This is a genomic window from Labrys sp. ALF-8 (assembly GCF_059699065.1).
Map to the genome: position 1 here is coordinate 1 of NZ_AP048538.1, position 19372 is coordinate 19372.

The 19372-nt window shown below is 61.8% G+C and carries 26 protein-coding genes, 1 tRNA gene and 1 pseudogene; 22 read left to right on the top strand and 6 right to left on the bottom strand.

All coding sequences use genetic code 11. From position 1 onward, the window contains the following. The 19 genes and pseudogenes from AC6H34_RS19675 to AC6H34_RS19765 all read left to right on the top strand — a co-directional run. Positions 1-705, top strand: a pseudogene (locus AC6H34_RS19675) (hypothetical protein); the annotation flags it as partial. A gap of 7 nt (positions 706-712) precedes the next feature. Beyond that, a complete protein-coding gene (gene bet, locus AC6H34_RS19680; RefSeq protein WP_497539919.1) occupies positions 713-1864 on the top strand; it encodes a phage recombination protein Bet in 1152 nt (383 codons plus the stop codon). Beyond that, positions 1861-2322: a hypothetical protein gene (locus AC6H34_RS19685; RefSeq protein WP_497539920.1), complete on the top strand. Its 462-nt coding sequence runs from the start codon at positions 1861-1863 to the stop codon at positions 2320-2322. Before bet ends, AC6H34_RS19685 begins: the two co-directional genes overlap by 4 nt. Next, positions 2319-2672 carry an HNH endonuclease gene (locus AC6H34_RS19690; RefSeq protein WP_497539921.1) on the top strand — a complete coding sequence of 118 codons (354 nt, stop codon included), beginning with the start codon at positions 2319-2321 and terminating at the stop codon, positions 2670-2672. The genes AC6H34_RS19685 and AC6H34_RS19690 overlap by 4 nt, the downstream gene beginning before the upstream one ends. Next, a complete protein-coding gene (locus AC6H34_RS19695) occupies positions 2669-3001 on the top strand; it encodes a hypothetical protein (protein ID WP_497539922.1) in 333 nt (110 codons plus the stop codon). Before AC6H34_RS19690 ends, AC6H34_RS19695 begins: the two co-directional genes overlap by 4 nt. After that, positions 2994-3269 (top strand): hypothetical protein, encoded by a 276-nt coding sequence (locus AC6H34_RS19700; protein WP_497539923.1) that lies wholly within the window; start codon positions 2994-2996, stop codon positions 3267-3269. The genes AC6H34_RS19695 and AC6H34_RS19700 overlap by 8 nt, the downstream gene beginning before the upstream one ends. After that, positions 3266-3577: a hypothetical protein gene (locus AC6H34_RS19705; RefSeq protein WP_497539924.1), complete on the top strand. Its 312-nt coding sequence runs from the start codon at positions 3266-3268 to the stop codon at positions 3575-3577. Before AC6H34_RS19700 ends, AC6H34_RS19705 begins: the two co-directional genes overlap by 4 nt. Positions 3578-3744: 167 nt before the next feature. Next, the gene (locus tag AC6H34_RS19710) at positions 3745-4224 is read left to right on the top strand and encodes a hypothetical protein (protein WP_497539925.1); all 480 of its coding nucleotides are present in this window, start codon (positions 3745-3747) and stop codon (positions 4222-4224) included. Beyond that, positions 4221-5699 (top strand): DUF4942 domain-containing protein, encoded by a 1479-nt coding sequence (locus tag AC6H34_RS19715; RefSeq protein WP_497539926.1) that lies wholly within the window; start codon positions 4221-4223, stop codon positions 5697-5699. Before AC6H34_RS19710 ends, AC6H34_RS19715 begins: the two co-directional genes overlap by 4 nt. After that, on the top strand, positions 5696-5923 hold the full coding sequence (locus AC6H34_RS19720; protein WP_497539927.1) for a hypothetical protein: 228 nt from the start codon (positions 5696-5698) through the stop codon (positions 5921-5923). Before AC6H34_RS19715 ends, AC6H34_RS19720 begins: the two co-directional genes overlap by 4 nt. A 39-nt stretch (positions 5924-5962) precedes the next feature. Continuing rightward, positions 5963-6406, top strand: a complete 444-nt coding sequence (locus tag AC6H34_RS19725) for a hypothetical protein (protein WP_497539928.1) — start codon at positions 5963-5965, stop codon at positions 6404-6406. Positions 6407-6408: 2 nt separating this feature from the next. After that, positions 6409-6639: a hypothetical protein gene (locus AC6H34_RS19730; RefSeq protein WP_497539929.1), complete on the top strand. Its 231-nt coding sequence runs from the start codon at positions 6409-6411 to the stop codon at positions 6637-6639. Next, a complete protein-coding gene (locus tag AC6H34_RS19735) occupies positions 6639-7064 on the top strand; it encodes a hypothetical protein (RefSeq protein WP_497539930.1) in 426 nt (141 codons plus the stop codon). The genes AC6H34_RS19730 and AC6H34_RS19735 overlap by 1 nt, the downstream gene beginning before the upstream one ends. A gap of 1 nt (position 7065) precedes the next feature. Further along, positions 7066-7326 (top strand): hypothetical protein, encoded by a 261-nt coding sequence (locus tag AC6H34_RS19740; RefSeq protein WP_497539931.1) that lies wholly within the window; start codon positions 7066-7068, stop codon positions 7324-7326. Between the two features lie 175 nt (positions 7327-7501). After that, positions 7502-7708 carry a hypothetical protein gene (locus AC6H34_RS19745; protein ID WP_497539932.1) on the top strand — a complete coding sequence of 69 codons (207 nt, stop codon included), beginning with the start codon at positions 7502-7504 and terminating at the stop codon, positions 7706-7708. Then, positions 7705-7881 carry a hypothetical protein gene (locus tag AC6H34_RS19750; protein WP_497539933.1) on the top strand — a complete coding sequence of 59 codons (177 nt, stop codon included), beginning with the start codon at positions 7705-7707 and terminating at the stop codon, positions 7879-7881. The genes AC6H34_RS19745 and AC6H34_RS19750 overlap by 4 nt, the downstream gene beginning before the upstream one ends. 4 nt (positions 7882-7885) lie before the next feature. Further along, positions 7886-8425, top strand: coding sequence for a GIY-YIG nuclease family protein (locus AC6H34_RS19755; protein WP_497539934.1), 540 nt, complete (start codon positions 7886-7888; stop codon positions 8423-8425). After that, complete coding sequence (locus AC6H34_RS19760; protein ID WP_497539935.1) at positions 8422-8712, top strand: helix-turn-helix transcriptional regulator; 291 nt, start codon at positions 8422-8424, stop codon at positions 8710-8712. Before AC6H34_RS19755 ends, AC6H34_RS19760 begins: the two co-directional genes overlap by 4 nt. Beyond that, entirely contained in the window at positions 8681-9823 is a 1143-nt protein-coding gene (locus tag AC6H34_RS19765; RefSeq protein ID WP_497539936.1) for a tyrosine-type recombinase/integrase, read from the top strand. The genes AC6H34_RS19760 and AC6H34_RS19765 overlap by 32 nt, the downstream gene beginning before the upstream one ends. A gap of 70 nt (positions 9824-9893) precedes the next feature. Here the strand turns inward: AC6H34_RS19765 and AC6H34_RS19770 are convergent. Together AC6H34_RS19770 and AC6H34_RS19775 are read right to left on the bottom strand one after the other, a co-directional pair. Beyond that, positions 9894-9970 (bottom strand) — tRNA-Arg (locus AC6H34_RS19770). 85 nt (positions 9971-10055) lie between these two features. Then, positions 10056-10364: an HlyU family transcriptional regulator gene (locus AC6H34_RS19775; RefSeq protein WP_448146746.1), complete on the bottom strand. Its 309-nt coding sequence runs from the start codon at positions 10362-10364 to the stop codon at positions 10056-10058. A gap of 146 nt (positions 10365-10510) precedes the next feature. Between AC6H34_RS19775 and AC6H34_RS19780 the strand changes: the two genes are divergently transcribed. Next, positions 10511-10753: a hypothetical protein gene (locus tag AC6H34_RS19780; RefSeq protein WP_448146747.1), complete on the top strand. Its 243-nt coding sequence runs from the start codon at positions 10511-10513 to the stop codon at positions 10751-10753. 107 nt (positions 10754-10860) lie between these two features. Here the strand turns inward: AC6H34_RS19780 and rpoD are convergent, their stop codons facing one another. Continuing rightward, positions 10861-12861 carry an RNA polymerase sigma factor RpoD gene (gene rpoD / locus AC6H34_RS19785; protein WP_497539937.1) on the bottom strand — a complete coding sequence of 667 codons (2001 nt, stop codon included), beginning with the start codon at positions 12859-12861 and terminating at the stop codon, positions 10861-10863. A 457-nt stretch (positions 12862-13318) separates the two neighbouring features. Further along, positions 13319-15229: a DNA primase gene (dnaG, locus tag AC6H34_RS19790; RefSeq protein WP_497539938.1), complete on the bottom strand. Its 1911-nt coding sequence runs from the start codon at positions 15227-15229 to the stop codon at positions 13319-13321. A 206-nt stretch (positions 15230-15435) separates the two neighbouring features. On the opposite strand from dnaG, the gene AC6H34_RS19795 reads away from it, so the two are divergent. Next, positions 15436-16329 (top strand): VOC family protein, encoded by an 894-nt coding sequence (locus AC6H34_RS19795; protein ID WP_497539939.1) that lies wholly within the window; start codon positions 15436-15438, stop codon positions 16327-16329. Between the two features lie 56 nt (positions 16330-16385). Beyond that, positions 16386-17309 (top strand): alpha/beta hydrolase, encoded by a 924-nt coding sequence (locus AC6H34_RS19800; RefSeq protein ID WP_497539940.1) that lies wholly within the window; start codon positions 16386-16388, stop codon positions 17307-17309. A gap of 41 nt (positions 17310-17350) precedes the next feature. Here AC6H34_RS19800 and AC6H34_RS19805 read toward each other — a convergent pair whose 3' ends face one another. Together AC6H34_RS19805 and AC6H34_RS19810 are read right to left on the bottom strand one after the other, a co-directional pair. Continuing rightward, positions 17351-17878, bottom strand: a complete 528-nt coding sequence (locus AC6H34_RS19805; protein WP_448146752.1) for a lysozyme — start codon at positions 17876-17878, stop codon at positions 17351-17353. A 371-nt stretch (positions 17879-18249) separates the two neighbouring features. Further along, positions 18250-19215, bottom strand: a complete 966-nt coding sequence (locus tag AC6H34_RS19810; RefSeq protein WP_497539941.1) for a threonine dehydratase — start codon at positions 19213-19215, stop codon at positions 18250-18252. Positions 19216-19372: the final 157 nt, after the last annotated feature.

Sequence of the window (19372 nt, forward strand, 5' to 3'; positions counted from 1 at the left end):
CACCCCGACTATATGGCGAAGATGGTGGGCGAGCCGTGGCCGGACGAGACCGCGTTGCCGCCGAAGGAAGCGGTGCAGCCGGCGACCGAAGAACAGCAGCCCCAGCCCGGCATCGGTCACAACAGCGGATCGACGCTCGATCAGATCGTCGCCGACATGGCCGAATGGGATGCGATGGCTCGCAAGCTCATGGCGGCCGGCCCGATCACCGACCAGGCGACAGCCGATAGGATGTCCGACATCGCCACCAAGTTCGGCGAGTTCGAAAAGGCCGCAACCGCCGAGCACAAGGCCGAGAAGGAACCGCATCTCAGCGCCGGACGAGCCGTCGATGCGAAATGGAAGCCGGTTATCGACAAGGCGGCGCGGGCGAAGCAGTCGGCGAAAACCGTCGTGGGCGACTTCCTGAAGGCCGAGAAGGTGAGGCTCGAAGCTGCAGCGAAGCTAGCTGCCGAAGCCGCCGGCGTCGATGAATCGGTCGTCGACCTTGGTACGGCCCGAGCCGGGCAGAAGCGCGCCGTCGTTCTCAAGACCCGCAAGGTGACCGAAATCACCGATCTGAAGGCGGCAGCGGCTTTCTTCGCCGCGATGGCCGAGCCGCCGACCGAGTTCGTCGAAGTCGTGCGCACCCTGTCCGGCCGCGTGATCGCCGCGGGCCTGACTGTGCCCGGCACCGAAGGCAAAACCCAGCAGTACGCAGCCTGAGGCAGCCATGAACCAGATCGTGCCGGTCGCGCAGACCACAGCAGTTGCCCAACTCTCCGACGGCGAACTTATCCAGGCGATGGAGAGCTCGCTCTATCCCGGCGCGAAGCCTGCTTCGATAGGCTTGGTGCTGACCTACTGCCGGGCGCGCAATCTCGATCCGATGATGAAGCCCGTCCATATCGTTCCGATGTGGGTGAAGGACGCCGCAAGCGGCAAGGGTGCCATGCGTGATGTCATCATGCCTGGCATTTACAGCTATCGCGTCGACGCCGCGCGCACCGGCCAATATGTCGGCAAGAGCGAACCTGAATACGGCCCCATACAGACCGAGACGCTGAGCGGCAAGGAGGTACGCTTCCCCGAGTGGTGCAAGATCACGGTCTATCGGTTGATCGCCGGCAAGGAACGCTCTTTCACCGCCAAGGAATTCTGGCTGGAGAACTATGCGACGGCCAGTCGCGAGACGCTTGCCCCGAACGCGATGTGGACGAAGCGTGCCTATGGACAACTGGCCAAGGTTGCCGAGGCCCAGGCGTTGCGCATGGCCTTCCCCGAGGCGGTCAGCAATCAGCCGACCGACGACGAAATGGAAGGGCGAGTGATCGAGCATCAGGCGATAGCGCCTCCCGCTCCACCCGAGCCGCCGCCTGCACCACCGCCGGCATCACAGGAGGTCACTGGCGAGATCGTTGACGAACCCGCGCCTCCCGCACCCGAGCAGCCGCCCGAATGGTCCTTCACGGACTACGTCGCCGGCCTCGACAAGGTGCTTGCGGTCGCCAAGACCGAGGACGAGCTCAAGGCCGCATGGAAGGGACGCGAGCAGCCCACACGCAAGCTCGTGACAGCCGAAATCACTGAGATGACGGGGCTGCTCGACAAGCACAAGGCACGCATTGCTGACGCCAAGCCTGCCGAGGAGACCGCCCCGCCGGAGCCGCCAGTTCCTGAGCCGCCTGCGCCCGACCAGGTCGGCGAACCGGCAACGCATGCTGCGGCGCTCGCTGTCCTTGAACAGGCCCGGGCAAAAGCGAAGGAGGGGTTGAAGAAGTTCAATTTCTGGCTCGGCAAGCTGACGAACGATCAGTTCGAAGACCTCGAGCCGCATCTCGATCAACTCCGCTCGGAAGCGGCCAAGGTCCAGGTAGGTGCATGATGGCAATCGAACTCGTCATGGTGCGCCGCGGTGCATCCTTGGTGGTCGCCAGCGCCTACGACCGCGAGGAGCTGGAGCGCTTCCCGCAATCGGTAGCGCTCAGAGTCACGGTAGACCGCCCCGCGCCGCTCGATCTCACCCGCCTGTACCGGGCGCTGTGCTCGAAGATCGCCCAAGCGACCGGCCACTTTCCGGACGGCAACTCCGTCCACACGGCGTTGATGCTCCGTGCCCACAAGATCACGGCGGTCTATGTCGCCGCCGACGGGTCGATCGCGAAGGGTACGCCGCTGCCGACCGGCGATTGGTCGCTGCCGGAGTGGCGCTCCTACTTCGATTTCGTCTGGCCGATCATCCTCGACGAGATCCTGCCCGGCGTACCGGAAGGGACATTGCGAGACGAGATCGAGCAGATGGCCGGTGTGCGTCTTGCCAAAGCTCGCGAGGCGGCAGCATGAGGGCGCACAACTTTACGCGTAAGCAGTGCCGCGACATCGCTCTTCGAGCCAACGGATGCTGCGAGTCATGCGGGGCGCGCCTGAAGGTCGGCGAAGGCGATGCGGATCATGTGTTGCCTGTCGAACTCGGCGGCGAGAGCGTGATCGAAAACGGGCAGTGGCTTTGCAGGGTTTGCCACAAGGCCAAGACCGCACAGGACATTGGACGCATCCGGAAATCGGATCGTCAGCGCGACAAGCATACCGGCGCCTATCGACGTACGGGCAGGCCGATGGACGGCAGCCGCAAGTCCCCTTTGAAGAAGACGTTCAACCACGGCGTTGTTCGCCGCGACGGAGCATCCTCATGAACGAGCACCAGTTCTACACGCACGCCGACGCGCTCGCTGACAACATCGTCAATTCCTTCACCGATGCCGTGGTTTCGGCACCGGACGGCACCGAGATGTCGGCCCTGGCTCTGACCGGCCTCAAGGCCGCGCTGGAGGCAATGACCATCGTCACGATGGGCGCCTACCAGATCCCGAGCGAGAAGACGGCCGACGTCAGGGCAGTCATCGTCACGACGCTCAACGCCTCGACGGGAGACGCCAACGCCTGTGACAAAGCGGTTGACCACATGATCACCTCGCTCAACGCAATGTCGGGCGCCCGGATGCAGGAGGCGGTCAATGGCTGAGATCAGCATCCACAAAGACGGCTCGATGTCGATCAAGTTCAGCGGCCCGACGACGGTGGAATCCACTGGGAGTGCACCGCCGGCTGAGGTCGGGCAGATCGATCAGCGCGCGATCATCGAGTCACAGAAGGTTGCGCTCGAAGCGGCCAAGCAAGCACTTGAGCAATGGCGCTATGTGGAGATCGGCCAGTATCTCGACACGATGTCTTTTCTGGCGATGAAGGCGCAGACCGAGAGCGCGATCGAGAAGATCGAGGCGCTGGCATGACCGTCCTCCGCCACTACAGCAATGCCGCTATCAAAAAGGTTCGGTCCACCACGCAACTGGATTTCGATGATCTCGCTTCGTATTCGAAGCCGCGCGGATTCTGGGTCTCGATTGTCGGCGAGGACGATTGGGAATCATGGTGTCGGTCAGAAGGCTTCCGCGATGTCGGGAAGCAGCTGGCATACGATGTCATTTTGGCGCCAGACGCCAATATTTTGCGCCTCTGCTCTCATGGGGAACTTACTGATTTCCAGAGACGCTTCGGGCGACCCAGTGCGGCATACTTCCATGGCCTCACGATAGACTAGGGAAGTGTCGCCCAAACCTACAGCGGCATTATCATCGCTCCTTACATCTGGTCGGCTCGCCTCGAACTCAACTGGTACTACGGCCGGGATTGCGCCTCTGGGTGCATCTGGGATTCGAATGCCGTCGCGCGGCTTGATCTGCTCCCATCATCGGTTGGGGAGGCGGCATGACCGTCCTCCATCCCTGCCACAACTGCCACCGCAAGGCGGACTGCAGCATCCGGAAGAAAACGCTCGCCGCGCTGAAGGGGCATAGCATCACGAAGGTGACCATGAAGTGCTCGTTGCCTCAGAAGGATTTTCCGCCGGGCTCGGTCGTCGACGTGAAGGCCTTCGAGATAGTCGAAAATCCCAACGAATACGGCGAGCTTACGCTCAAGAGCATGATCACGCGCCGCGGCATCGTCCGCGCTTGGCATGAGCGCAAGGCGATTGTCGTGCTCGACAAGGATCAGGAGATCCAGAAGCCCGAGGATGGTTCAGGCGCGATCGGCTACCTCAAGGTGGCGTCGGAGCGCCTGACAGCGACCGGGCTGCCGGCCGTCGAGCTCTGTTCATGCGGCCTATCCCAAGAGCGGTGCGAGGCGAACGACTACCCGTCCGTGCGGGATGGGCAATTCAGTTGCAGCCAGAGGTGGGCGGAATGAGCGCACTCGTCCCGCGCGCGACCATTGATCAAATTGTCGCGAACAGAAACCGAGCCTTGTCGCTCTACACCGATGCGCACAGCGCCCTGGGTACAGCCGCCTCGGCATTGCAGGAGGCATTAAGCGCGACATTGGTGGCCGCTCCTACCCAAACCGGCATCAATCATCATGCTAAGGAGGAACGTAGTGGCTTCCTCTCCGGCCTGGATCTTCCTATTCGGGATGATTTTCTCGGCGCTGCTCGGAGGATGATCGACACGGATGTCTGGGCGCATTTGATCCGGATGACGGAACTCGACACTCTAATGGACAAACGCGCCAAGGATGAATTCAGGTCGCAACTTCAAAAGGACCCGCCAGAAGTCACGGTCGAGAATGTCATAGCGACGCTGGAGCAATTCGCCCTGGACGCAGGCACGATCTTCAGGCGCGGAATCGCGATGTGCTTCTCCAGCTTGGATCGACGCTTTCGCTCACACGATGGATGGAAGATCGGCAGCCGAGTCATCCTGACCCGCGCGTTCAACGAGTATGGCTCTTGGAACTACTACCGAAATGAGCGCGATACGATCCATGATATCGAGCGCGCCTTTATGGTCCTGGAGGGGAAACCCGTACCGCTCGTTCATGCCGGCCTAGTCGCTGCGATCGAGGAATCGCGTGCCGGCCATTACGGCGCCAGACAGTCCTTCGTCGAGACGGAGTATTTCCGGGTGCGTTGCTTCATGAATGGCAATGCGCATCTGTGGTTCAAGCGAGATGACCTGCTCGACAAGGTGAACCAGCTTTTAGGCGAATACTATGGTGCCCCAATTCCGGAAGAACGCGGTCCGGATGAAGATTGGGGATTGCACACCCCAAAGACGTCGTTGGCCAAAAACTACGGGTTCTATCCGACTCCAGACGCGGCGACGGAACGGGTTGTAGATGCCGTGCCGCTCTATCGCCAGAAGGACGAGCCACCGCTGCGAGTGCTTGAGCCGAGCGCCGGCACCGGCAACCTCGCCAGGCCGCTGGTTAGGAAGGGGTGCATCGTCGACTGCGTCGAGATCAACGAGGAGAGAGCGGCCGGCTTGCGCCGCGAGTGGATCTACAATTGTGTGCAACGGGCAGATTTTCTTGCTCTCCAGCCTCCGCGTGATGGTCTGTACGACCGCGTGGTGATGAACCCACCATTCGACCGAGAGCGCGACATTGACCATGTCGTGCATGCGCTGAAGTTCTTGCGCCCCGGCGGAATTCTAGTGGCGATCATGTCGGCTGGCACCGAGTTTCGAAGCACCAAGAAGACGACAGCCTTTCGAAAGCTGATGATCGACATGAACGGGCAGCATGTCGACCTTCCTGCCGGCTCTTTCGCCAGCGTGGGAACCTATTGCAACACCATCATTGTCAAGGTGCGGAAGCCTGATCCGAGCACTCTGTCTCGACACCATGATCCCTACTTTGGCGCAAGGTTTGAGGTCGACGCATGAGCACGCACCCCGCCAACGCGAAGCCGAAGCCGACCTATTTCCGCTTGATGGAAGGTCCCTGGGAGAATTGTCTCGTGCCTTGCATCGTCCGCAACAACCCGGATGGGGGTGACCCACCCATCATCGCGACCTTCGCCAGGATCAACGACCTTGATGGGCTTCGCATGCTGGTCGAGCTCGCAAATCAGGCGTTGGGCAGCCAAGAAATCGGAGAGGCGGAATGACGGCCTCCCAAGAACCCGTGCAGAACATCGGGCCGGTTGTTGCCGAAAGTGATCACCGGCTTGCACGAAATGGCGGGACGGATCGTAAACGCGGTTGTCCGTGCGGCAGGGGGATTTGATGAACCTCCGCTGCTTCATCTTCGGTCATGCATGGCGCCTGCGCTGGTACTGGGCCAGCCCGACCGGGCCGCGCCAACGCCACCGAGGAGTCACCACCCGCTGCGAGTGCATGCGCTGCGGGAAGATCCTCACCGATTTCTCGACACCGCCGAGGCAGAAATGAGAGCGAGCGCTTGGATCACATGGGCCGCGCAGCCCAAGACCGCAGAAGGCCAGGTCGTGCCGGCGATCGATCCGAACTGGATGGTCGAGGTCATGCGTAAAGGTGGTCTTCAGACCAAGGCGCAGGCGCGTTTCGTCCGATGGGAGAAAGACGCCGAGTACGGCGAAGTCGTCGCCTACCGCATTGTGTGGGAGCGATGACGATGGCAGAGGCTACGATCCTGCGCGCCACCAGACTGCCGCGTCCTACCCGTCTTTGCACCGAATGTCCGAGTTGTGGCGCTGAGCTCGACTATGAGCCTGCCGAGGATGATGCCGGCGCTTTCTATGCCGAGCATGACTGGCCGACCTGCGAGGCCTGCAACATTGTCGTGGAGGTGCATCCCGTCCGCATTATCGAGGCCTTGGGCGTTTATCTGGCGAGGGGGAATTGATGCCGATCCGCCCCGAAAATCAAGCGCGCTACCCGGCAGACTGGTCCAAGATCAGGCAGGACATATTGCGTCGCGCAGACCACCGCTGCGAGTTTTGCGGCGTCGAGAACCATGCGCTGGGAGGACGAACGCGCGCAGGTGTCTTTCACAAGGCCCGGCCGACTGGCGACAACGGCTTGCGCCTCACTTGGCCGCGCGAGGGCGATCACGCCTGGTGCGAAGGCTATGACATCCAACTTCGCATTATCCGCATCGTTCTGACCGTCGCGCACTTGGACCACCAGCCGGAGAACAGCGACCCGGCAAATCTCAAGGCGCTCTGCCAAAGGTGCCATCTCTCCTATGACGCCAAGCACCATGCCCACAATGCATCGATCACGCGCGCCGAGAAGCGCGGGCAGCCTGACATGTTCGGGAGGAAATAGGATGGCACGCTCCTACGTCGTCATCACGTCCCAGGCGATATGCACCGACGGTGGCCCGATCTCGATCGAGCACTACTGCGACGGCACGCATTTCAAGCTGCTGGAAGACGCCAAGCGGCACGGATTCGAGATCCGAGGCTCCGACGATTTCAATATCGGCGTCGTCGAGGGCCGCAAGCTCGTCGACCTCCTCTGGATGGACAAAAGCATCCGCGAGGATCTCACGACATTGGCGCAGATCGGGAAGGAGATCGGGCTGTGACCCGCTTCCCAATCACCCGCTACGCCTTGGCCCGCTGGCTAGTCGCCATGGCGAAACGTGTCATCCCGGCGGATGACGAATGGCCGCGCGATAAGCTGTTCTGGGTCGACCACAGCTTGGGCATGACATTGAACCGCCTGCGCGGGAAACCGCCGTGGGGACCAGGAGAGAGCAGATGACAAAGAGCAAGAATCTTACAATTCGTCTGTCGGACAGCACTGCGGCACGCTTGGCCAGCCTGACGTCGATCATACCCTACGCGATATCCGTGACGAGTATCGTCGAAAGAGGGATCGAACTCGCCGCCGATGAGCTGGAAGTCCTGGCAAAGGCCTCAGCCGAGCACGCAGGCGCCAGGAAGCGCGAAAGGGAGTCGGCATGACCAAGCGCTACCTTATCGCGCTCGCCGCCGGCATCTGCCTCTGCGCTGCGTCCCTGCCGCCTGTCGCAGCGATCGGCGTGGCGCTGGTCGCGGCCGGCCTCGGTGGCCTGATCCACGACACGCGCGAGATGATCCCGGGCGATGACGAATCCTCCTGGGGCGGGGGCGAGTGACACCATGAGCCGCCGTCCACGCCTGCCTGCCCTCGACGAGATCCGAGACGATACCCCGCTGCAGCTCCATATCGCTGCACAACTTGCATTTCCCGACGGGACAATGTCTGTGAGCGGCTTGCGCAAGGCTCTGGCGAACGGAGCCCTTGAAGCCTGGCGCATCGGCGGCAGGCTCTACACGTCCCTTGGCGCGATCAAGGCGATGCAGCACGTGTTGGAACAGCGTCAACAAGCGAAAGCTGAAAGGCAGGTCAAGCCGCGGGAGACAGGTCGCAGGAGCGTCTATGTCATGGAGAGCGGGCGATACGTGAAAGTTGGGATCGCCTTTGACGTTGCCAAGCGCCTTGCCGACTTGAATGTCGCGTCACCTGTGGAAGTGACATGTGCGTTTTCAATCGAGGTGGCTGAGAAGGACGCTCGTCTAATCGAACGCGCTGTACATGCGCGGCTTTCCTCCAGTCGACGCCGAGGAGAATGGTTCGATTGTTTTCCCAGTGAAGCGATCGCGATTGTGAAGGACGTAGCTGGCGAGATGGCTCGATGAAACACACCCGCGCCGTCGAATCCGCCACTACCATTGTGCTGCCTCTATCACCGTCACCGCGCCGAGGCCTCTCATGTGAGGAAGCGGCTGCTTATATTGGCATCGGCCAGACGAAGTTTCTCTCGCTTGTCGAAGAGGGCAAAATGCCCAAGCCGATCAGGATAGATCGACGCGTAATCTGGGACATGCGCGCTCTCGACGCGGCCTTTGACCAGATGCGGGACGATCAGTCCCCGCAATCCCCAGGAGACGGCGTTGACGACGGTTGGGGCGATGAAGCACCCTGAGGGGATGGAAATAGACCTTCAATACCTTAGCGAGGAGAAGACGCGTCACGGCCGGCGTGTGATCTATGCACGTGTCAAAGGCAGGCGCATCCGGCTCAAGCATCCCGTGTCGTCGCCAGAGTTCGTCGATGAATACCGGGCTGCTGTGAAAGAGCTGCATTCCGATGCACCTCTACCGGAGAAGAAGGCCACAGGCCGGCAAGAATTCGCGCCCAAGACACTCGGCTGGCTGATAGATCGGTATTTCGTCGAATCGCCGAAGTACCTGACCATGAACCCGATCGGCCGCGGCCGACGGCGCAAGATCCTTGAGGCCATGAAGGAAAAGAGCGGGCATCGTCCCATGCTCATCCCGGCCGAGAACATCGCGAAGGGCATGGCAAAACGCGCCGCGGTACCAGGCAACGCCAATGATTGGCTGAAATCTATCAAGGCGCTCTACAGTTGGGCATCATCGCTAGCGATCGTTCCGTCGAATCCTGCAGGCGGCATCGGCAAGATCCAGACCGACACCGAGGGCTTTTACACCTGGACGATCGACGATCTCCGGGCATACATCGAGCGGCATCCTATTGGCACGATGCCCTATCTCGCATGCATGCTGCTGCTTTTCACGGGATTGCGGCGCTCCGACGCTACGAAATTCGGGCGCCAGCACGCGCGCAGCGGCAAGGTGAAATTCAAGACCAGCAAGACCGGAGCGGAACTCATAACTCACACGCCGTGGCCCTTGGTGCAGGCGATCGCGGCAATGCCTGAGACCGACCAACTGGCCTATCTGCTCAACGCCTATGGCAAGCCGTTCGCCTCCGGGGCTTCCTTCGGCAATTGGTTCAAGGACCGCTGCGTCGAGGCAAAGCTGCCAGACTGCTCCCCGCATGGGCTTCGGAAGGGCGGCGCTACGATCTGCTCGGAGAACGGCGGTTCGGAAGTCGAGCTCGAAGCGATGTACGGATGGTCGAACACGCGCCAGTCAGGCACCTATACCAAGAAGGCGAGGGCGCTCCTGCTGGCCACGAAGGGCTTCGAGCGGATCGCAGAGACTCTTGTCGCAGAGGGGATTCTCACGCCGACCGCAGAACAAAGGAACGACAGAAGTGTCGCACCTTGAAGCGTGGTTCGAATAGGTGCGACAAAATCGAGCCGTAACCTATTGAAATATATAGGGGTGAAAAGGAGAATGGCGCGCCCGAAAGGATTCGAACCTCTGACCCTCAGATTCGTAGTCTGATGCTCTATCCAGCTGAGCTACGGGCGCGCTGGGAAGCGAAAACGCTTCCGAGGCGCCCTGATAGCCAAGGGCGCCCGGGGATGCAAGCGCTTTGTGCGCTTTTTTTCACACTTTATCGAAACAGGCCTTCACCCTGCTCGTCGATCAGCTGTTTTCCCTTGGTCAGCGAGAACTGGACGGCGTCATCGAGGCTGGCGAAACGGTCGGCGCGAATGAATTTGTGGGTCTTCAGCTCGCCTCCGATTTCCTTTTCGACGAATCCACAGGTCTGGTACTGGCCGCCTTCCTTGTACGGGGCCGGGCGCACGACGAAGCCGTTATATTCCTCGCCGTCGCCTTTGGGGGCCGGCGCGGCGCTGTCGCCGCCCGATTCGCGGCCGCCGCCGAACAGGGAAGAGAGTGATTTGAGGAAGGAAGCCACGAGCGTGTCCCAGTCTTGTTGATGTTGCGGTCAGGATAGTCTCATCGGCGCCTTCCGCCAATGGGGCCGCGAGGGGGGCTTGCAACCATCTTGCGAATCCGCGGTTCACCTACGACATCTCAATCAGAACCTTCCTGGGAAATGCCATGTCCAAGCTGATCATCACCGCTGCGTTTCTGGCCGGAAGCCTGCTTGTCCTCGCCGGAGCATCCCAGGCCGCTTCTCGCCCGGCCGAGAGGCATCCCGAGGAGCAGAATGCCCGGGCCGAATGCATCCTGCCCTGGTACCGTTTCTTCGGCGCCTGCGACGAAGCCATCGATGACTATCCCTATGGCAACCACTGGCACGACTGGAACAATCGCCATCACCATCATGGCCATTGGCGCTGAGGCGCGGGACATGAAAAAGGCCTTCCCGGGTGATCGGGAAGGCCTTTCAATCAAGAACTCCAAACGTCTTCCATGAAGGGCGGACAGGGCGTCCGCCGCTCCGGGGATCAGTTGTCGAGGAAGCTGCGCAGCTTGCGCGAGCGGCTTGGATGCTTGAGCTTGCGCAGGGCCTTGGCCTCGATCTGGCGGATACGTTCGCGCGTCACCGAGAACTGCTGGCCGACTTCCTCCAGCGTGTGGTCGGTATTCATGCCGATGCCGAAGCGCATGCGGAGCACGCGCTCCTCGCGGGCGGTGAGGGAGGCCAGAACGCGCGTGGTGGTCTCGCGGAGGTTGGACTGGATCGCCGCGTCGATCGGAAGGATGGCGTTCTTGTCCTCGATGAAGTCTCCGAGGTGTGAATCCTCCTCGTCGCCGATCGGGGTTTCGAGCGAAATCGGTTCCTTGGCGATCTTCAGTACCTTGCGCACCTTTTCCAGCGGCATGGCAAGCTTCTCGGCCAGTTCCTCCGGCGTCGGCTCACGGCCGATCTCATGCAGCATCTGGCGGCTCGTGCGCACGATCTTGTTGATCGTCTCGATCATATGCACGGGGATGCGGATGGTGCGGGCCTGGTCGGCGATCGAACGGGTGATCGCCTGCCGGATCCACCAGGTGGCGTAGGTCGAGAACTTGTAGCCGCGCCGGTACTCGAACTTGTCGACCGCCTTCATCAGGCCGATATTGCCTTCCTGGATGAGGTCGAGGAACTGCAGGCCGCGATTGGTGTATTTCTTGGCGATGGAGATGACGAGGCGCAGATTGGCCTCCACCATTTCCTTCTTCGCCTGGCGTGCCTCGCGCTCGCCCTTCTGCACCATATGCACGATCTTGCGGAACTCGGTGATCTCGAGGCCGGTCTCGGTCGCGAGGTTGTGGATGTCCTCGCGCATGGTCTTGATGGTCTCGAGTTCGTGGGCCACGAACTCCTTCCAGCCCTTGGAACCGAGCTTGGAGACACGCAGGATCCACTTCGGATCGAGTTCCGAACCCTGGTAGGTCTTCAGGAAGTCCGAGCGGTCGACGCGATAGGATTCGGCCAGGCGCATGAGGCGGCCTTCATAGCCGATCAGGCGCTTGTTGATGTCGTAGAGCTGCTCGACGAGGGCGTCGATACGCGCCTGGTTGAGCGAAAGGCTCTTCACATTCGTGACGATCTCTTCCTTCAGCTTCTTGTACTTGCGATCCTGCGAAGGCGAGAGCGAGCGGTTCTGCAGCCGGCTCTCGACGTTCACGTCCTGCAGGCGGCGCAGCTTCTTGTAGTCGTCGGCGATGAGGTCGAAGGTCTCCAGGACCTTCGGCTTCAATTCAGCCTCCATGGCCGAGAGCGACACGTTGTTCTCCATGTCGTCCTCGTCCATCTCGCCGTCCATCGGCGGAAGGGCGTCGTCGTCCATCTGCTGCTCGGCTTCGCCGCCCTCGACGCTGCCTTCGCCCATGGCGACCGGCGGCACGTTCTTGCCGTCGGGGCCGGCATAGGTGGCTTCGAGGTCGATGATGTCGCGCAGAAGGATCTTGCCGTCGTTGAGCTCGTCACGCCAGATGATGATGGCCTGGAAGGTGAGGGGGCTCTCGCAAAGGCCCGCGATCATAGCCTCGCGGCCGGCCTCGATGCGCTTGGCGATCGCGATTTCGCCCTCGCGCGACAGAAGCTCCACCGTGCCCATCTCACGCAGGTACATGCGCACGGGATCGTCGGTACGGTCGGTAGGCTCCTTGGCCGTGGTGGTCGAGGCGATGGCGCGGGTGGAGGTGGCCTCGACGAGGTCGCCGCCCTCGGCTTCCTCTTCCTCGTTAGCCGGGCTTTCCTCGGTCTCCTCGTTTTCCTCGTTCTCGACGACGTTGATGCCCATCTCGGAGAACATGGCGAGAACGTCCTCGATCTGGTCGCCATCGACCTGATCGGAGGGGAGAACGTTGTTGATCTCCTCATGCGTGACATAGCCACGCTTCTTGGCGCGCTTGATCAAGGCACGGACGGCGGCGTCCGAAAGATCGAGCAAGGGGCTATCCTGGCTCGGCGCTTCGGTTTCCGGCGTCTCTTCCTTGTCAGCTTCTTTTTTCGCCATATCGCTTTCCCTCGATCGCCAAAGCAAAACTCGCGAGGCTATCCGCTGGGCCTCGCAAATCGATGCGTCTTTCCAAGTTCCTTGCAGGGCTTCCCGGGCCAGAAGCCAATTCCAACCCGGGAAACCCTGCTTGGCGCCTGCCAGCCTGCCGGGCGGAAAATTCCCGCTCGAAAGCACTGGCGAATACAACAACCCTGTGCCAAACCCTTGCGAGGCAAGGCACGATTCCTTCCCCTAGGGGGAGGGCCGACCGGCAACACCAAAAAGGGCAGCATCCGGTATCCGGAGCCACCCGACTGGTCATCGCCTTGCCCCATGTCCCTTCGAAGGTCTCTCCAGTTTCATATCTTCGCGGCGAGGCGATGACATCGAAGCCGGCTGTCCCTTTCGAGGGTTGGCGCTATCACTACCCGGGCAAAGGCTAATCCGCCGTTAACCCTGAATATCGTCATTGACTTCACATGGCCCGAGACGCACGCCCCGAAGAAGCCCCGAACCCTTCGATCGTCGCTTCGGTGCCTTCCATCGTGGCGATCTGTGCCTTGATGTTCTGGAGCCTTGCGAAATTCTCGTCGGTGAGGTCCTGCTCCAGCGCTGCGGCCGCGAGCCTGAGTTCCTTATGTAACGTACGGTTCTTGTGATGCAAGGCCACAGCATGCACGAATCCGTCGCGAACGTCAGGAAAAGCGGCGTCCCGACGCACCCAGAAGTGAGTCGGCGCGCTTACGGAGGTAATGTAATGGAGCAGGCGCTCGAATCCGAGGCCATGAAGCTCCACCTCGATCTCAGGTGATTCGTGCAGGCCGTGCGCCACGCAGTCGATCAGCGCCTGGCGCAGGCGATTGGCCTCGGCATTGTCGAATTCGATCTCGGCGAGGAGTTCGCAATGATCGTCGAGGAGAACGGGATGCGCCACCACCGCGGCGAGGATGAGCGCCTCGCGCGCGGGCACCGCACCGTGGCCGCCGCGCACGCGTGCGCTTTCCCTGACGCCCGCGGTGACGAGGCGCGCCATCGGCAGAGTGTCCTGGCGCCCGCCGCCGGGCGCGCGCCGCCATGAGCGCTGGCCGCCCTCGGGGCGACCTTCGGCTGCGCGGGCCGGTGCGAAGAAGCTGTTGAGCCGCCCCTGCATTTCGGCGCGATAGTGCTTGCGCACGGTTTCGTCGCGGATGGGGGCCAGCGCATCCAACACCTTGCGTTCCACGGCCGCACGGCGCTCGGGCGTCGAGAAGTCGACTCCCTCCGTCTCGCGTGTCCACAGGATGTCGGCGAGGGGCAGGGCGCCCTTGAGCACCTCGTTCACGGCGCTCGCGCCGGAGGAGCGCACCAGTTCATCCGGGTCCTGGCCGCCTGGAAGAAGGGCGAATCGCATGGTCTTGCCCGGCCCGATCTGCGGCAGGGCGACGTCCACGGCGCGGAAGGCGGCGCGGCGCCCGGCCTTGTCGCCATCGAAGCACAGGATCGGTTCCTCGCTCATGCGCCAGAGCAGGTTGAGCTGGTCTTCCGTCAGGGCTGTGCCAAGCGGGGCGACGGTGTGGCCGAAGCCGGCGACGCTCATCATGATGACGTCGACATAGCCTTCCACCGCGATGACGCTGCTCTTGTCATGCGCGGCCTTGCGGGCGCGATGGTGGTTATAGAGGCAGGAGCCCTTGTGGAAGAGAGAGGTTTCCGGGGAATTGAGGTATTTGGCCCCCGCTTCCTTGTCCATGGCACGGCCGCCGAAAGCGATGACCTTGCCGCGGGCGTCATGGATCGGGAACATGACGCGGTCGCGAAAGCGGTCGTAGGGAACCTGGATGTCCTCGCCGTGGACGAGCAGGCCTGCCTCGATCATGGCGTCGCGGTCCACCCCCTTGCCGGCGAGGTGGTCACGCAGGGCGAATTTCTCGTTGGGCGAATAGCCGATGCCGAATTCCGCCTGGATTGCGGGCGTGAGGCCGCGATCGGTGAGATAGCCGCGCGCGGCTGCGCCCTCGCGTGCGTGCAGGCGTGACTGGAAGAAGGCGGCGGCCATCTCCATGACCTCATGGAGAGAGGCGCGCTGCTCCTCGCGCCGGATATCCTCGGCCGTGAGCTTGGGCAGGGTGACGCCGGCTTCTCCCGCGCAGCGCTCCACGGCCTCCGGGAAAGAGACGCCCTCCGTCTCCATCAGGAAGCGGAAGATGTCGCCGTGCCGGCCGGAGGAGAAGCAGTGATAGAAGCCCTTCTGGTCGTTCACGTAGAAGGACGGGGTCTTCTCGGCGTTGAACGGTGAAAGCCCTCGCCATTCCCGGCCCTGCTTCTTGAGCTTGACGCGCTTGCCCACCACGGCCGTGACGGGGAGGCGGGCGCGGATTTCGTCAAGCAGGTTCGGCGGGTATTTCATGGGCTCACATGTGACGACATCGTGCCATTTCGCAAGGGGCACCGGCTCTCGCCATGTGTCCCTGAAGATTCTTCCCCGCTATTCTACTTCGGAAGACAGGTGGCCGGAAGATATGCGAGGTTCGGCCGGAGCCGATTCCCATATTGGTAGGGCGCGTCGGCGAGGCTCGAAGCAGCCCCAAAACCATCTGCAGGAATCGAGGAGCAATGACCGTCTTTCTTTCAAGAGCCTTGTGTGCGGGCCTGCTGTCCCTGTTGTTTCTTAGCGGTGCATCCGCCCAATCGCGGACCGACTATTCGGTGGGACCGCAATACGATTCCACGCATGTCTATGTCGAGCCTGGCGATTTCGATCGCTTCGTGGCCAGTTTCATCGCCACCTTCGGCGGCAAGGCCGGAAAACAGGGGGTGTTCCAGGTAACCCCCACGCCCAGCGAGACCCTGTCCCAACTCGTCGTCACGCCGGCCGGAATCGTGTCGGTCTTCGGTTTCAAGACCCCCGTTCCCTATCCCTTCGGAGAGGAACGCACAGGATATCTTGTAACCGATATCGATGCGGCGGTCGCTTCCGCGCTCGGCAATGGCGCGATCCGCCTTGTCGATACGTTCCCCGATCCGATCGGGAGAGACGCGCTGATCCAGTGGCCGGGCGGCGTGAACATGCAGCTCTACTGGCATACCGCCAAGCCGAACTACCCTCCGCTCGCGACCGTACCCGAGAATCGCATCTATCTCACCGCCGACGTTGCCGACGCCTTCGTGTCGCATTGGCTGAAATTTTCGGGCGGCACGGTCGTCTCCGACGACCCCCGTGCGCCCGGGATCGAAGTCGGCCGGCCTGAGGGAACGATCCGGCGCATTCGCATCAAGTCGGGCTTCGGCGGGATGGTGGTGTTCGTATCGGACGGCAAGATTCCCTGGCCCTATGGCCACGACATGACGGGATATGAGGTGAGCAATCTCGACGAGACCCTCGCCAAGGCCAAGGGGGCGGGCGTCGAGATTCTGGTCGCGCCCTATGCGGCGGCCGGCCGGCGGGAAGCGATCGTTCGATTTCCCGGAGGCTATATCGCGGAGATTCATGGCGGGAATCGAGGATAGCGCCTCTCGTCGAGGGTCTGGCCAGGCTCAGCCTGGCCCATGATGGCAGGTGCAGCATGCTTCTTGATCGTCGTACCCTGCTTTTCCTGATGGCGGCGACAATCGGCTCGCCGATCGCGGCGGCTTCTCCCGTGGCGACGATCCCGCTTTGGCCGGGCGAGCCTCCGGGAGGTGGCGGCCCGGGCGAGCCGGTGGACGTCAGCTCGCGGGGTGCCTGGTCGAACATCGCCACTCCTTGTCTGCAGGTCTATCAGCCGGACCGGCCCAACGGCTCGGCGGTGCTCGTGGCGGCCGGAGGCGGCTACAGGCGGATCGAGATGGGCAGAGAGGCTCATCCCGCTGCCACTTGGCTTGCCGCAAGAGGCATCACCGCCTTCGTGCTCGCCTATCGCTTGCCGGGGGAAGCCTGGGGAGCGGGGCCGCTGGCGCCGCTGCAGGATGCCCAGCGCGCGATCCGTCTCATCCGGGCAAGCGCCGCCGATTACGGGATCGACATCCGCCGCGTGGGCGTGCTCGGATTCTCCGCCGGCGGTCATCTGCTCGGGTTGGCTGCCACCCGCTCCGCCTTCCGCGCCTATCGGGCTTTCGATGCCGCCGATGCCCAATCGGCCAGGCCCGACAATGCCGCGCTGATCTATCCGATCATCACCCTGGAACCGCCTTACGACCATACTTCGACCCGACGGGCCCTGATCGGGCGGCATCCCTCGGCGGAGAAGAGCGGAGAATGGTCCGTGCAGATCCACGTGCGGCAGGACTGCCCTTCGATCTTCCTGGCGCAGGCGGAGGACGATGAGGTTTCCAACCCAGCCAACAGCGAGATCATGGCGCAGGCGTGCAAGGGCGCAGGTGTGCCGGTCGAGCTGCTGCACCTGTCGGGCGGCGGCCACGGGTTCGGCATGGGCCGGCCCGACACGCCGTCTTCCGACTGGCCGGGCAGCTACGAGACGTGGTTGCGGCAAAGAGGGATGCTGGCGTGACGGGCCGGGTGCGGCGCCACGGCAGCGCGTTCGAGGCATATTCACATCATGCCGGAGATATCGACGCTTCGTCCCTTCTTCCACTGGACGCTGCCGCTGTCGTCGGCTGGATAGACCGTGACCTTGCCGGCGCCCGAATAGGCTCCTTCCGCGAACAGCTTCTGTTCCTTGCTGCGCCGCCCGACGATCTCCGGAGGCTTGTTCCAGTTCATGAACTCCTCGGCAGCCTTCTTTCGGTCGCCGGCATTGAGGGACTTGATGAGGCTGGCTCGTTTGATGCCGCCCGTGTTGAAGTGGAACGAGACGAGCGCATCGAATTCGGCTTGGGACACGGTCACCTTGAGGACCGAATTGACGTCGTCCGCGAATTTCCCGATGTCGGCCTGGAAGAGTTCCACTACTTTCTCGAGTGTCATCGCCCCGCCAAAGGACCTGGGATCGGGCGGGCCGGCGCTTCTCGTATGTCCGACTCCGATCGTCCAGACGCCTTTGGAGTCCTTGTATGGTGTCTGCACGATGGCCTCATGGCCAATGAGTTCGATCAAGCCACGCTTTGAAACCGACAGCATCGTTCCTGCCCTCGTGAATGCTCTGCCAGATCACGTCCGATTGGCATTGGTGCCTATTTTTCTAGCTTTAAATAAATCTATATTATATTGAGATTTTATTCTGAAATACGAATTAATATATACATAAAATTGAATAATATTTACTTACTAAATATCAACTTCCAAAGAAATTAAGCTTATATTGTAATGTCGCATGCCGATATTTAAGTTAGTTCTGGAACTATATAAAGTTTAATTATTATCGTTCACGCTCGATAAGTCATGAAATATTTCTGAATAATTTATGAAATGGCTCGCCGCACTCGGCGAAGCCCTAGCCTTGGTCGGGAGCTGTAATCGGGGCCAAGCCGAAACCGGCAATATTCCGGCGCTTAGCGTTCGCTCCCGATGACCCTGGAATAGACTTCCATGTCGACATTGCCTCCGGACAGGATGACCGCAACTTCCTTGCCCTGCATCCTCTCCCGTTCCTGCATCAGGGCCGCGAATGCCGCTGCACCGGCTCCTTCGGCGAGATTATGGGTATCGCGGTAGAGCGAGCGCATGGCGGCCTTCACCTCTTCATCGTCGACCGCGACGATGCGGTCGGCCCCGCTGGAATAGATCTCGAAAGCCTCGGCGACGGGGACGCGGACCGCCATGCCGTCGGCGAGAGTGCTGGCGGAACTGGTTTCGATGATACGGCCTGCCTCGAACGAGAGCTTGGCGCCTGCGGCTTCGGTGGAGACCACGCCGACCACCTTCGTCCGCAGGCCAAGGGCGTCACGGGCCGCAATCACGCCGCAGATGCCGGAACCGCAGCCGATCGGCACATAGACCGAGTCAAGGCCTGGGGCGGCGGTGAAGAGTTCCAAAGCGTAGGTGGCGACGCCCCGCACGATTTCCTTATGGAAGGGCGGTACCAGGAAGAGGTCTTCGCTCTTCGAGAGGCGGACGGCTTCGAGGCGCGCTTCGTCGAAATCCCGGCCGAACTCGATAAGTTCGGCCCCAAAAGCGCGCATCGCTGCATTCTTTTCGGCCGAATTGCCGAAGGGGACCAGTATCTTGGCCTCAATGCCGGCGGCGGTGGCCGCACGTGCCTGCGCCTGGCCGTGGTTGCCGCGCGTGGCCGTGACGATGCCGCGAATATGCGGCCTGGAGCGGCTCAGCCAGTCCATGAAGCTTATGCCGCCGCGTGCCTTGAACGCGCCGATCGGAGTGTGGTTCTCATGCTTGACCCAGACTGCCGCTCCGGCGCGCTGGCTCAACAGAGGCCAGACGATCTGCGGTGTCGGAGGCAGCTGGCTGTAGATGAGGTCGGCGGCGGAAACGAGTTCTTCCCAGGAAAAAAGAGGCATTATCAACCTGTTGGGACGCAATGCTGTGCAATATTGCCGCTGGGGGAAGGCGATCCCGGCGGCGCGGCGGAGATCCATCTAGCTCTTGCGCTTATTTCGCTCGCGGCTCAAGGGCCGCTGCCACGCCGTTCGACGGGTGGAACTCAGTGGCTGGCGA

Excerpts from the sequence above, each read along its gene's own strand:
- bet (WP_497539919.1), top strand. The coding sequence starts at position 713 with ATGAACCAGATCGTGCCGGTCGCGCAGACCACAGCAGTTGCCCAACTC.
- AC6H34_RS19685 (WP_497539920.1), top strand. The coding sequence starts at position 1,861 with ATGATGGCAATCGAACTCGTCATGGTGCGCCGCGGTGCATCCTTGGTG.
- AC6H34_RS19690 (WP_497539921.1), top strand. The coding sequence starts at position 2,319 with ATGAGGGCGCACAACTTTACGCGTAAGCAGTGCCGCGACATCGCTCTT.
- AC6H34_RS19695 (WP_497539922.1), top strand. The coding sequence starts at position 2,669 with ATGAACGAGCACCAGTTCTACACGCACGCCGACGCGCTCGCTGACAAC.
- AC6H34_RS19700 (WP_497539923.1), top strand. The coding sequence starts at position 2,994 with ATGGCTGAGATCAGCATCCACAAAGACGGCTCGATGTCGATCAAGTTC.
- AC6H34_RS19705 (WP_497539924.1), top strand. The coding sequence starts at position 3,266 with ATGACCGTCCTCCGCCACTACAGCAATGCCGCTATCAAAAAGGTTCGG.
- AC6H34_RS19710 (WP_497539925.1), top strand. The coding sequence starts at position 3,745 with ATGACCGTCCTCCATCCCTGCCACAACTGCCACCGCAAGGCGGACTGC.
- AC6H34_RS19715 (WP_497539926.1), top strand. The coding sequence starts at position 4,221 with ATGAGCGCACTCGTCCCGCGCGCGACCATTGATCAAATTGTCGCGAAC.
- AC6H34_RS19720 (WP_497539927.1), top strand. The coding sequence starts at position 5,696 with ATGAGCACGCACCCCGCCAACGCGAAGCCGAAGCCGACCTATTTCCGC.
- AC6H34_RS19730 (WP_497539929.1), top strand. The coding sequence starts at position 6,409 with ATGGCAGAGGCTACGATCCTGCGCGCCACCAGACTGCCGCGTCCTACC.
- AC6H34_RS19735 (WP_497539930.1), top strand. The coding sequence starts at position 6,639 with ATGCCGATCCGCCCCGAAAATCAAGCGCGCTACCCGGCAGACTGGTCC.
- AC6H34_RS19740 (WP_497539931.1), top strand. The coding sequence starts at position 7,066 with ATGGCACGCTCCTACGTCGTCATCACGTCCCAGGCGATATGCACCGAC.
- AC6H34_RS19745 (WP_497539932.1), top strand. The coding sequence starts at position 7,502 with ATGACAAAGAGCAAGAATCTTACAATTCGTCTGTCGGACAGCACTGCG.
- AC6H34_RS19750 (WP_497539933.1), top strand. The coding sequence starts at position 7,705 with ATGACCAAGCGCTACCTTATCGCGCTCGCCGCCGGCATCTGCCTCTGC.
- AC6H34_RS19755 (WP_497539934.1), top strand. The coding sequence starts at position 7,886 with ATGAGCCGCCGTCCACGCCTGCCTGCCCTCGACGAGATCCGAGACGAT.
- AC6H34_RS19760 (WP_497539935.1), top strand. The coding sequence starts at position 8,422 with ATGAAACACACCCGCGCCGTCGAATCCGCCACTACCATTGTGCTGCCT.
- AC6H34_RS19780 (WP_448146747.1), top strand. The coding sequence starts at position 10,511 with ATGTCCAAGCTGATCATCACCGCTGCGTTTCTGGCCGGAAGCCTGCTT.
- rpoD (WP_497539937.1), bottom strand. The coding sequence starts at position 12,861 with ATGGCGAAAAAAGAAGCTGACAAGGAAGAGACGCCGGAAACCGAAGCG.
- dnaG (WP_497539938.1), bottom strand. The coding sequence starts at position 15,229 with ATGAAATACCCGCCGAACCTGCTTGACGAAATCCGCGCCCGCCTCCCC.
- AC6H34_RS19795 (WP_497539939.1), top strand. The coding sequence starts at position 15,436 with ATGACCGTCTTTCTTTCAAGAGCCTTGTGTGCGGGCCTGCTGTCCCTG.
- AC6H34_RS19800 (WP_497539940.1), top strand. The coding sequence starts at position 16,386 with ATGCTTCTTGATCGTCGTACCCTGCTTTTCCTGATGGCGGCGACAATC.
- AC6H34_RS19805 (WP_448146752.1), bottom strand. The coding sequence starts at position 17,878 with ATGCTGTCGGTTTCAAAGCGTGGCTTGATCGAACTCATTGGCCATGAG.
- AC6H34_RS19810 (WP_497539941.1), bottom strand. The coding sequence starts at position 19,215 with ATGCCTCTTTTTTCCTGGGAAGAACTCGTTTCCGCCGCCGACCTCATC.